The organism is Microbacterium sp., assembly GCF_044340635.1.
In the GTDB taxonomy this organism is placed as follows: domain Bacteria; phylum Actinomycetota; class Actinomycetes; order Actinomycetales; family Microbacteriaceae; genus Microbacterium.
In genome coordinates this window covers 232,911-244,573 of the sequence record NZ_JBIITF010000002.1, presented here as the reverse complement: position 1 = coordinate 244,573, position 11,663 = coordinate 232,911, and the positions used below count along the sequence as shown (strand labels likewise).

Below are 11,663 nucleotides of genomic sequence, written 5' to 3'. Positions count from 1 at the left end.
GGCAGGGGACGAGCGACGCACGGATGACCGACGCGGCGATGACCGACGCGGCGATGACCGACGCGGCGGCACCCCGCCCGAGGTGGATCGCGCCGCCGCATCCCGACGCGCCATCGCAGCACGACGGGAACGCGCGGCACTGAAGCGCGATGTCACGACACGCGTCATCACACCGCAAGAACTGCTTCGACGGGCATGGGCTGCTCCCGAGTCCGCCGCTGCGGCGATGCGGGCACCCGACTTCCTGACGTCGATCCCCGCGATCGGTGAAGGGAAGCGCGATCGCATCCTGGCGCAGCTGAGCATTTCGCCGGTCAAGCGCCTCGGAGGGCTGGGTACCCGTCAGCGCAAGGACCTCAGCGCCTTCCTCGACGAGCGGTTGCCCGAGCCCGTTCCGCGTCCCGGGCGCAGCCGACTCATCGTGCTGGCCGGCCCCACCGCCGTCGGCAAGGGGACGGTCGCCGCGCACATCGCGGCACACCACCCCGACATCCTTCTGTCGGTCTCCGCGACCACGCGCCCGCCCCGTCCGGGTGAGGAGGACGGCCGGCACTATTACTTCGTCGACGACGCGGAGTTCGACCGGATGGTCGAGGTCGACGAACTTCTCGAGCACGCGACCGTTCACAATCAGTACCGGTACGGCACACCCCGTGAGCCCATCGAGCGCGCTCTGAACGACGGACGCACCGTGCTGCTCGAAATCGACCTGCAGGGTGCGCGCCAGGTGCGGCGGAGCATGCCCGACGCCATGCTGGTGTTCCTCTTGCCCCCGAGCTGGGATGAGCTGGTCAACCGTCTGGTGGGTCGTGGCACCGAGGACTCCGAAGAGCGCGCGCGTCGCCTGAAAACGGCGAAGCGCGAACTCGCGGCGCAACCCGAGTTCGACTACCTCGTGGTGAACGAGAACGTCGCGGCGGCAGCTGCCGAGGTGGCTGCCCTGGCCCAGGTCTGACCCGTAGTCACGGCGACGGACGCTCCCTGAGCTTGTCGAAGGGAGCAGCCCGGGCGCGGGTCACAACGGGTCACTTCGACAAGCTCAGTGACCGCGGCGCGGTATAGCACGCATCCGCGTTCGATTTCGGAAAGTTACGACCCGATGTGACCTTTGCTGCGAGGTCGTCCACGATGAGGACGTGCCCGCAACCGTTCTCGACCTCGCTGAGGCACGCCTTCCCGAATCCGCACCGCGGACGGAGGGCGTGCTGCTCACAGGTGTCTCGCGTACGTTCCCGACGGCGCGCGGTTCGCGAGAGGTGCTCCGGGGCATAGACCTCGACGTTCGCCACGGAGAGATCGTGGCCGTCGTCGGTCCGTCCGGGTGCGGCAAATCCACCCTGCTGCGGATGCTCGGGGGACTGGACACTCCCACCAGCGGTTCGATCCGCGTCGGTGGGGCGCCGGTGACCGATACGGATGCGCGGACCGCCGTCGCATTCCAGGAACCGCGCTTGTTGGCCTGGCGGACCCTCGCGCAGAACGTGCAGCTCGGGCTGCCGCGCGCCAATCGCGGCGCAAGCAGGCGAGAGGGCGGCGAGCGGGTACGGCAACTGCTGGAACTCGTCGGGTTGGCGCACGCCGCCGATCAGAGGCCGCGCGAGGTCTCGGGCGGAATGGCGCAGCGCGCCTCGCTCGCTCGCGCACTGGCTCGCAACCCCGAAGTCCTGCTCTTGGATGAGCCCTTCGGAGCGCTCGACGCACTCACGCGGCTGCGGATGCAGGATCTGCTCCTCGATATCCACGCGGCGCAACCGACGACGGTCGTCCTCGTCACCCACGACGTCGAAGAGGCGCTGTTCCTCGCCGACCGCGTCCTGCTCCTGCGCTCCCTCGACGCGACCTCGGGCACCGACGCATCCGCCGGATCGATCGCCCGGACCATCGACGTCCCGGGGGAGCGCCCCCGCGACCGCGCCGACCGTGCGCTCACAGAGTTGCGCGCCGAACTCCTCCAGGGGCTCGGCGTCGACACCCATCACCACAACAACCCCTCCGAGGAGACCCGATGAGTACCACCATCCGCCGCACCGTTCCCGCGATCATCGTGGCCGGCGCGATGATGATGCTCGCCACGGGTTGCGTCGCGGGCGAGAACGCCGCTGCATCCGAGGAGACCGTCGCCTCGGGCGGCGCCCAGGAGTGGTCGACCGACACACTGTCGATCGACTTCGCCACCTACAACCCGCTCAGCCTGATCATCAAGGACCAGGGTCTGCTCGAAGAGGCGCTGGGCGACAGCGTGACGGTCGAGTGGGTGCAGTCCGCGGGCTCCAACAAGGCGAACGAGTTCTTGCGCGCCGGTTCGATCGACGTCGGCTCCACCGCCGGTTCCGCCGCTCTGCTCGCCCGTGCCAACGGATCGCCCATCCAGGTCATCGACATCTACTCGCAGCCGGAATGGTCGGCGATCGTCGTGCCCGCCGACAGCGACATCACGTCGGTCGCGGACCTCGCCGGCAAGTCCGTCGCGGCCACGGCGGGAACCGACCCGTACTTCTTCCTGCTGCAGGCGCTCGAGACCGAGGGCCTGACGGTCGACGACATCGAGGTGCAGAACCTGCAGCACGCCGATGGACGCTCGGCCCTCGAAGCCGGCTCGGTCGACGCCTGGGCGGGCCTCGACCCGATCATGGCCGCGGCCGAGGTCGAGTCCGGTGCGCAGCTGATCTACCGCAACGTCAACTTCAACTCGTACGGCTTCCTCAACGCGACGGAGGAGTTCATCAGCGAGCACGCCGACGTCGCGCAGGTCGTGGTCGACGCGTACGAAGAGGCACGTGCCTGGGCGCTCGAGAACCCCGAAGAGACCGCGGCGCTCCTCGCCGAGGTTGCCGGCATCGACGTCGAGGTCGCGAACACCGTAATCCAGGAACGCTCCAACCTCGACGTCAGCGGCGTACCCGGAGACGACCAGCTGGCCGTGCTCGAGATCATCGCGCCCGTTCTGGTCGCGTCGGATGCCGTGCAGGGCGGCGAGGACGCGATCAACGCGGCACTCGACACGATCATCAACGCCACATTCGCGGAGAAGGCCACCAAGGGCTGATGACCGTTCCACCAACCAGCACGACCGCGAGCCCGGACGCCACTGTGCATCCGGGCCTCGCGGCGCGTTCGGACTCCGCGGCGCGCTCATTCTGGGACCGGCGGTCGGTGCGGATCATCGGCGGCGTTGTCGTGCCGCTCGCCATCCTGGCTATCTGGCAGGCGGTGACGGCCTCGGGTCTCATCCCGCCCTATCGACTACCCCCGCCGGCCACGGTCGTTCAGGCCGCGATTCAGCTCGCCGACAGCGGCGACCTGTGGATCCACATCGCGATCTCCGTTCAGCGCGTCCTGCTCGGGTTCGCCATCGGATCGGTGATCGGGTTGGCGGGCGCAGCGGTCGTCGGGCTGACGAAGGCCGGTGACGTCCTCCTGAGCCCGATACTCGCGGCCTTCCGGGCGATCCCGTCGCTTGCCCTCGTTCCGCTCCTGCTGCTGTGGATGGGGATCGGCGAAGACTCCAAGGTCACCTTGATCGCGATCGGCGCGTTCTTCCCCGTCTTCACGACGGTCAGTGTTGCGCTCCGCCAGGTGGACCCGCACTCGGTCGAGATGGCCCGTTCGTTCAGCCTGCGTGGGTTCGCGTTGTTCCGCACCGTGCAGTTGCCGTCCGTCGTGCCCTCGATTATGTCGGGACTCAGGCTCGCGCTGGCGCAGAGCTGGCTGTTCCTCGTCGCGGCCGAACTGATCGCGGCGTCCATGGGTCTCGGCTGGCTCCTGACGGACTCGCAGTCGACGGGACGCGTCGACCGGATCCTGCTCGCGATCGTACTGCTGGCGCTGCTCGGAACGCTGACCAACGGCATCCTGAGCCTCGTGCAGAAGTACCTGCTGCGCCGGTGGATCTGACGTGAGCGCAACGATTCCCGTCACGGACGGGGCGATCGTACAGGCGCGCATGCCGGAGACGCGCCTGGCTGAGACACGGCTCGTCGAGACGCGCGAGTACCCCGCACCGGAAGCGTTCGCCGCGCAGGCAAACGTCACCGTCGAGGCGTACGCGGATGCGGCGGCCGACCCGGTCGCGTTCTGGGAGCGCGCCGCTTCCCGGCTGGATTGGACGACGCCCTGGCACAGCACGCACGAGTGGGAGCCGCCCGTGCGCAACGCGTCGGGCGAGCTCTCGGTTCCCGCAGCGCGCTGGTTCGTCGGCGGACGCCTGAATGTCGCCGCCAATTGCGTCGACCGCCACGTCGCCGCCGGCCGGGGCGCGAAGGTCGCGCTGCACTTCGAGGGCGAGCCGGGTGACCGCACGACCGTCACCTATGCCGACCTGCAGCGCCGCGTATCGCAGGCGGCGAACGCCCTGCTGGCGCTCGGCATCGAGCCGGGTGACCGTGTGGTCGTCTATCTGCCGGTGCTCGTCGAGACCGTCGTCATCGCCCTCGCCTGCGCCCGGATCGGTGCCGTCCACTCGCTCGTCTTCGGGGGGTTCTCGGCCGAGGCCGTGCGGTTCCGCGTCGAGGATACGAAGGCCAAGCTGCTCGTCACGAGCGACGGTCAGTACCGACGCGGCTCGGCGGTGCAGGTCAAGCACGCCGCCGACGAGGCTGTGGCGGGCCTCGATCACGTCGAGCACGTCCTCGTCGTGCGCCGAACGGCCCAGGACGTGCCGTGGACCGACGGCCGCGACGTGTGGTGGCACGACGTCGTCGACACCGCGTCCGACCAGCACGCACCAGAGGCGTTCGACGCGGAGCATCCGCTCTTCATCATCTACACCTCGGGCACGACGGGAAAGCCGAAGGGTCTCGTGCACACGAGCGGCGGTTACCTGACCCACGCGAGTTGGGCGCACTGGGCGCATTTCGACGCCAAGCCGGACGACGTGCACTGGTGCACCGCCGACCTCGCCTGGGTTACCGCGCACACGTACGAGATCTACGGTCCGCTCTCGAACGGCCTCACGCAGGTGATCTACGAAGGAACACCGGATGCGCCGACGCGAGAGCGTCATCTCGAGATCATCGAGCGGTACGGCGTCACGGTCTACTACACGTCGCCGACCCTCATCCGCACCTTCATGACCTGGTTCGGTGACACGCTGCCCGCGGGGCACGATCTGTCGAGCCTGCGCCTGCTCGGAACGGTCGGTGAGGCCATCAATCCCGCCGCGTGGGTCTGGTTCCACGAGACGTTCGGTCGCGACGAGCTGCCGATCGTCGACACGTGGTGGCAGTCCGAGACGGGTGCCGCGATGATCGCGCCGCTGCCCGGGGTCACGACGCTCAAGCCGGGCTCGGCATCCATCGGTCTGCCGGGAATCGACGTCGCCGTCGTGGACGAAGACGGAGCGGATGTCGCACCCGGCCGCTCGGGAACGCTCGTCGTCCGGCGCCCGTGGCCCGGAATGGCGCGGACGGTATGGGGCAACCCGGAGCGCTACCGCGACTCGTACTGGGCGCAGTATGCGGGCAAGGGCGACCACGGCGGCTTCTACGTCGCCGGGGATGGCGCGACGGTCGACGCCGACGGCTACGTCTGGATCCTTGGGCGCCTGGACGACGTGCTGAACGTGTCGGGCCACCGGATGTCGACGATCGAGATCGAATCGGCGCTGGTGTCGCACCCGACCGTCGGGGAGGCGGGGGTGACTGCGGTCACCGACTCCGTCACCGGGCATGCCGTTGCGGCGTTCGTCGTCGCGTCGGGTACCGACGGCCTGTCGGTGGCGGACCTGCGGGCCCACGTCGCACGAGAGATCGGCCCCATCGCCAAGCCGAAGCACCTCCTGGTGGTTCCGGAGTTGCCCAAGACGCGGTCCGGCAAGATCCTGCGCCGCCTGCTCGCACAGCTGTGGGAGGCTGAACAAGATCGCCGCGCGGGTCGTGAACCCGGCGCCCTCGGCGACACCACCTCGTTGCAGAATCCCTGGGCCGTCGACGACATCGCGGCCGCGCTCGCCTCGGCCTGACGCAGTCAAGCAGAGACGACGCCGAGAACACAGCACCGCCCTGAGCCTCCGTATACAGAGAGAGAACATGACCGAAGATCACCGGTTCGGATTCCGCACGCGTGCCCTGCACGCCGGCGCGACCCCCGACGCTTCCACGGGTGCCCGCGCGGTGCCGATCTACCAGACGTCGTCGTTCGTCTTCGATGACGCGACGGATGCGGCCAACCTGTTCGCCCTGCAGAAGTACGGCAACATCTACTCGCGCATCGGCAACCCGACGGTCGCTGCGCTCGAGGAGCGGCTGGCGTCGCTCGAGGGCGGCATCGGTGCGGTGGCCACGGCATCCGGAATGAGCGCCGAGTTCATCACGTTCGCCGCGCTCGTCGGACACGGTGACCACGTCGTCGCGTCGGGGCAGCTGTACGGCGGCACGGTCACCCAGCTCGACGTGACGCTCCGCCGGTTCGGGGTCGACACGACGTTCGTGCCCTCGAGCGACCCGGCCGACTACGCCGCGGCGATCCGTCCCGAGACCAAGGTGCTCTACGTCGAGACGATCGGAAACCCCTCGGGCGAGATCGCCGACATCGAGGGCCTCGCCGAGGTCGCCCACGCGGCGGGCATCCCGCTCGTGGTCGACTCGACCCTCGCGACCCCCTATCTCGCTCGTCCCCTCGAGCACGGTGCCGACATCGTGATCCACTCGGTCACCAAGTTCCTCGGCGGACACGGCACGACCCTCGGTGGCGTCGTCATCGAGAAGGGCACGTTCGACTGGGGCAACGGCAAGTTCCCGCAGATGACCGAGCCCGTCGCCTCCTACGGGGGCATCAGCTGGTGGGACAACTTCGGTGAGTACGGATTCCTCACCAAGCTCCGCTCCGAGCAGCTCCGCGACATCGGCCCGGCGCTCAGCCCGCACTCCGCCTTCCTGCTGCTGCAGGGCGTCGAAACCCTGCCCCAGCGCATCGATGCGCACCTCGCGAACGCCCGCATCGTGGCCGAGTGGCTCGACTCCGACCCCCGTGTCTCGTTCGTGACGTGGGCCGGGCTCGACGGGCACCCGCACCACGATCGCGCGGCGAAGTATCTGCCGCTCGGTCCGGGCTCGGTGTTCGCCTTCGGAGTGCGGCCCTCGGTAGACTTCGCCTCGGATGAGGAACGTCTCGTCGCGGCCCGGGCCGCGGGGGAGTCCGTCATCGAGGCCCTGCGCCTGGCATCGCACCTGGCCAACATCGGCGATGCCCGCACCCTCGTCATCCACCCGGCATCGACAACGCACCAGCAGCTGAGCGCGGCCCAGCTGGTCGACGCGGGCGTGCCCGCCGATCTGATCCGCATCTCGGTGGGTCTCGAGGATCCCGAAGACATCTTGTGGGACCTCGATCAGGCTCTCACCACGGCGACGGGGGTGCAGCGATGAGTGATTCGTGCGAACTCCCGCAGCAGCCGGTAGCGCCCACTCCCGAAACCGGAGCGGCCTGTGCGCTGCCCGGCGCCGTGGTCGCCGGCGCACCCGAGCGGAGATGGACGGCGCCCGGGGCGCAGGACCGGTACGAGATCCTGCGCACGGCCAAGTCGGTCGCGATCGTGGGGGCATCCGAGAACCCGGCTCGCGCGAGCTTCTTCGTCGCCACCTATCTGCTCGGCAGTTCGCCCTATGACGTGTACTTCGTCAATCCGCGGGCGACGAGCATCCTCGGTCGTCCCGTGTACGCCTCACTGGCCGACCTGCCCGTCGTTCCGGACATCGTCGACGTCTTCCGCCGACACGATGACCTGCCGGGCGTCGCGCAGGAAGCGGTGGACGTCGGTGCAGCGGCGCTCTGGCTGCAGCTCGGTTCGTGGAACGAGGACGCAGCGGCGATCGCCGAGACAGCGGGCCTCTCGGTCGTGATGGATCGCTGCATCAAGATCGAGCACGCCCGCTTCCATGGGGGACTGCATCTGGCCGGTTTCGATACCGGCGTGATCAGCTCGAAACGGCAACTCCGGTCGCGCTGAAGCTCGCCGGCACGCCACTCGCGTAGAATGAACGGATGCGTGCGCTCCGGCGCGCGCTCATAGACTTCCGGAGCGACTGCATCCGGGCCCCGATCGAGAGGATCCGCCATGGCTGGAACGAGCGAAGGCATCATCGACCCGTCCTTGGACGCGCTGCTGCAGAAGAAGGACGCCAACGGCGACGCGATCTCGAAGTACCAGCTCGTGATCTACGCAGCCAAGCGCGCGCGTCAGATCAACGACTACTACTCGGATCTGCACGAGGGCAACCTGTTCGACAACGTGGGCCCGCTCGTGGACTCCTCCGTCGAAGACAAGCCGCTCACCATCGCGATGCACGAGATCAACGAGGACAAGCTGCGCCTGCGCGGCACCGAGGCGTAAAGACTCGGAGCATCCCCGACCGCCCGCCGAGACCTCGTCCCCGGCGGACGCGGCCGAGCGATGTCGGCGGGCCGCGTCATACTGAGCGGCACACTGGTGCGTGAGCACCCGACTGGAGCACCGATGAGCGATCTGCGACTGTTCACGTCCGAATCCGTGACCGAGGGCCACCCCGACAAGATCTGCGACCAGATCAGCGACAGCATTCTGGACGCGATCCTGACAGAGGATCCGGTGGGTCGTGTCGCGGTGGAAACCCTCGTGACGACGGGTCTCGTGCACGTCGCCGGAGAAGTTTCGACATCCGCCTACGTGGAGATCCCCGCGATCGTCCGCCAGGTCGTGAATCGCATCGGATACACCTCCAGCGAGACCGGCTTCGACGGCGATTCGTGCGGGGTGAGCGTCTCGATCGGGGCGCAGTCGTCCGACATCGCTGCCGGAGTCAACAAGGCGTTCGAGCAGCGCGAACAGCGATCGGCCGATCCCCGCGACGAGCAAGGCGCGGGCGACCAGGGCATCATGTTCGGTTACGCAACGACCGAGACGCCGCAGCTCATGCCGATGGCCAGTTGGACCGCGCACCGGATGGCGGAGCGTCTTGCCGACGTCCGCCGGGAGGGTCGTCTGCCGTTCCTTCGGCCGGACGGGAAGACGCAGGTCACGCTCGGTTACGACGGGCCGACCCCCAAGACGGTCGACTCGGTCGTGCTGTCGACACAGCACCATCCCGACATCTCGCAGGAAGAGTTGCGTGCCCTGGTGCAGGCCGAGGTCATCGACCCGGTGCTCGAGAGCACGGGTCTCGATATGCCCGACGTGAAGTACTACATCAACCCGGCGGGTCCCTTCCTCGTCGGCGGGCCGAAGGGTGACGCGGGCCTCACGGGGCGCAAGATCATCATCGACACCTACGGCGGGGCATCGCGGCACGGCGGAGGCGCCTTCAGCGGCAAGGATCCGTCGAAGGTCGACCGCTCCGGCGCCTACGCGATGCGCTGGGTCGCCAAGAACGCCGTTGCCGCCGGTCTCGCGGACCGTCTCGAGGTCCAGGTCGCGTATGCGATCGGCAAGGCACGCCCGGTCGGCATCTACGTGGAGTCGTTCGGAACCGGGCGGGTCCCGGATGCCGAGATCACCCGCGCGATCACGGAGGTCTTCGACCTGCGTCCGGCAGCGATCATCGAGCAGCTCGATCTGCTGCGTCCGATCTATGCGCAGACGGCCGCCTACGGCCACTTCGGGCGTGAGCTGCCGGACTTCACGTGGGAGCGCCTCGACCGCGTCGAGGAGCTGCGCGCCGCAGCCGGATTCTGACCGTGGCAGGACGTCCGGTGGCTCGGGTGCTGCTGGATTCTCCGCTGCCGCAGCTCGACCGTCTGCTCGATTACGCGGTCCCGCCGGCGATGGATGACGCCATCGTGCCCGGTGTGCGCGTTCGCGTGCCCCTGCGCACCGTCGGTCGACTCGTCGATGCCTACGTCGTCGAGCGTGGCGAGGCCGTCGATCCGGACCGACCCCTGTCCGAGATCGACACCGTCGTCACGGATGTGCGGCTGCTGCCCGAGCGCCTCTACACGCTCGCCCGGCGCGTGGCGGATCGAGCGGCAGGCTCGGCATCGGACATCCTGCGCCTGGTGATCCCGAAGCGTCAGGTGCGTGTCGAGAAGGCGTGGGTGGCGGGTGAGCGCCCCATCGTGCCCGAGGTCGGCGAGGATCGGGTCGCCGCGGCCGAACGCACGCTGGGCTTCTACCCGGGGCTCTGGCCCACGATCGACGAGGGTGGACGGATAGCGCTCGACGCGCCGCCGCGACCCACCCGCACCACGGCGGGTGAACCGGTGGGCGAGTGGGCACTTCTGCTCGCAGCCGCGGCGACCCGCACCCTGGCCTCCGGGCGCAGCGCGATCATCGTCGCACCCGATCACCGGGATCTCGACCAACTCGCGCGGGCCCTCGCGGGCGCGGTGCCGGCCGAAGCGATCGTGCGCGACGACTCGTCTCGCAGCGCCGCCGAGCGGTATCGCGGGTACCTGCGGCTTGTGGAGGACGCCCCCGTCGTCGTCATCGGGAACCGCTCGGCCGTGTATGCCCCCGCGGCGAACCTCGGGCTCGTCGCCATCTGGAACGACGGCGATCCTCTGCTCGAAGAGCCCCTCGCACCGTATGTGCACGCGCGCGACGCGGCACTCGTGCGACAGGGTCTCGAGGGCGGTGCGCTGATCTTCGCCGGGCATACCCGCACGACGGACGTCGAACGCCTGGTCTCGATCGGTTGGGTGCGCGATCTCGCGGCAACGCGCCGCACCGCCCCGCGCGTCGTTCTGAGCGCCACCCGCGAGGGAGAGCGGCCCGGGGTGCGCGTACCGTCAGCGGCATTCGCGGCTGCTCGCGAGGCACTGGCGCACGGTCCCGTCCTCGTGCAAGTCTCTCGCCCCGGATACGCACCGGTCCTCATCTGCGACGGCTGCCGTCGCGCCGCACGCTGTGCGCACTGCGGAGGGCCCCTGCAGGCCGAGCGCCGCGGCGCGATTCCCACGTGCCGGTGGTGCGGACGCGTCGCAACGGGATGGCAGTGCCCGCACTGCGATCAGACGAAATTCCGGCTCGCCTCGGCCGGGAGTACTCGCACGGCCGACGAACTCGGGCGTGCGTTCCCCGACACGCGCGTCATCATCTCGGACGGCTCGCATCCCGTCCTGGAGGTCGACGACCGCCCGGCGCTGGTGATCGCGACCCGCGGCGCCGAGCCGTTCGCCGCGGGCGGGTATCGCGCCGTCGTGTTGCTCGACGGCGACCGGATGCTCATGTCCGATGCGTTGCGCATCGGAGAGGCCTGCCTGCGTTGGTGGTCGGATGCGGCGGCTCTGGCAGCCCCCGGCGCCCCTGTGCATCTGGTCGGCGTGGCGGGCGCGGTCGGACGCGCCCTCGCGACCTGGACGCAGCCGGCATATGCGCGCGCGGAACTCGAGGACCGTGCTCCGCTCCGCATGCCCCCGACGTACCGCGTGGCATCGCTCGAGGGCGACTTCGACGCCGTCGAGCGCGCCGTGACCGAACTGCGCTCGGCGGTGACCCTCGATCCCGAAGCCGTCATCGGGCCCGTCGAGATCCCGGCCGACCCGATGGCGACGCGGCCCGGCCCCGCGGCCCGTGTGCTGGTGCGCTTCGACTACGCGCACGGCGCGGCCGTCACCACGAGTTTGCGGGCGGCCGTCGTTGCGGCCGCCCTGCGCGGACGCCGCGGACCGAGGAAGAGTGGATCGAGCAGTACTGCGCCACGGAATACACTCAGAGTGCGGGTCGATCTGGCCGACCCGGAGCTCTAGGAGGC

The 11,663-nt window shown here is 69.2% G+C and carries 10 protein-coding genes; all 10 read left to right on the top strand.

All coding sequences use genetic code 11. The features are described 5' to 3' along the window. Window positions 1-82: 82 nt before the first annotated feature. The 10 genes from gmk to ACIQ0W_RS02895 all read left to right on the top strand — a co-directional run bounded on the left by gmk (window position 83) and on the right by ACIQ0W_RS02895 (window position 11,658). A complete protein-coding gene (gene gmk, locus ACIQ0W_RS02940) occupies window positions 83-955 on the top strand; it encodes a guanylate kinase (RefSeq protein ID WP_396641435.1) in 873 nt (290 codons plus the stop codon). A gap of 181 nt (window positions 956-1,136) precedes the next feature. Next, entirely contained in the window at window positions 1,137-2,009 is an 873-nt protein-coding gene (locus ACIQ0W_RS02935; protein WP_396641365.1) for an ABC transporter ATP-binding protein, read from the top strand. After that, window positions 2,006-3,046 (top strand): aliphatic sulfonate ABC transporter substrate-binding protein, encoded by a 1,041-nt coding sequence (locus ACIQ0W_RS02930; protein WP_396641364.1) that lies wholly within the window; start codon window positions 2,006-2,008, stop codon window positions 3,044-3,046. Before ACIQ0W_RS02935 ends, ACIQ0W_RS02930 begins: the two co-directional genes overlap by 4 nt. Then, window positions 3,046-3,894, top strand: a complete 849-nt coding sequence (locus tag ACIQ0W_RS02925) for an ABC transporter permease (RefSeq protein WP_396641363.1) — start codon at window positions 3,046-3,048, stop codon at window positions 3,892-3,894. Before ACIQ0W_RS02930 ends, ACIQ0W_RS02925 begins: the two co-directional genes overlap by 1 nt. Window positions 3,895-3,943: 49 nt before the next feature. Continuing rightward, on the top strand, window positions 3,944-5,959 hold the full coding sequence (gene acs, locus ACIQ0W_RS02920) for an acetate--CoA ligase (RefSeq protein WP_396641434.1): 2,016 nt from the start codon (window positions 3,944-3,946) through the stop codon (window positions 5,957-5,959). A gap of 67 nt (window positions 5,960-6,026) precedes the next feature. Continuing rightward, window positions 6,027-7,364: an O-acetylhomoserine aminocarboxypropyltransferase/cysteine synthase family protein gene (locus ACIQ0W_RS02915; RefSeq protein ID WP_396641362.1), complete on the top strand. Its 1,338-nt coding sequence runs from the start codon at window positions 6,027-6,029 to the stop codon at window positions 7,362-7,364. Further along, on the top strand, window positions 7,361-7,945 hold the full coding sequence (locus ACIQ0W_RS02910) for a CoA-binding protein (RefSeq protein WP_396641361.1): 585 nt from the start codon (window positions 7,361-7,363) through the stop codon (window positions 7,943-7,945). Before ACIQ0W_RS02915 ends, ACIQ0W_RS02910 begins: the two co-directional genes overlap by 4 nt. A gap of 108 nt (window positions 7,946-8,053) precedes the next feature. Continuing rightward, window positions 8,054-8,329 carry a DNA-directed RNA polymerase subunit omega gene (gene rpoZ / locus ACIQ0W_RS02905; protein WP_100810743.1) on the top strand — a complete coding sequence of 92 codons (276 nt, stop codon included), beginning with the start codon at window positions 8,054-8,056 and terminating at the stop codon, window positions 8,327-8,329. A gap of 123 nt (window positions 8,330-8,452) precedes the next feature. Beyond that, a complete protein-coding gene (metK, locus tag ACIQ0W_RS02900) occupies window positions 8,453-9,646 on the top strand; it encodes a methionine adenosyltransferase (protein WP_396641360.1) in 1,194 nt (397 codons plus the stop codon). Between the two features lie 2 nt (window positions 9,647-9,648). Continuing rightward, on the top strand, window positions 9,649-11,658 hold the full coding sequence (locus ACIQ0W_RS02895; protein WP_396641359.1) for a primosomal protein N': 2,010 nt from the start codon (window positions 9,649-9,651) through the stop codon (window positions 11,656-11,658). The last annotated feature ends 5 nt before the right edge of the window (window positions 11,659-11,663 follow it).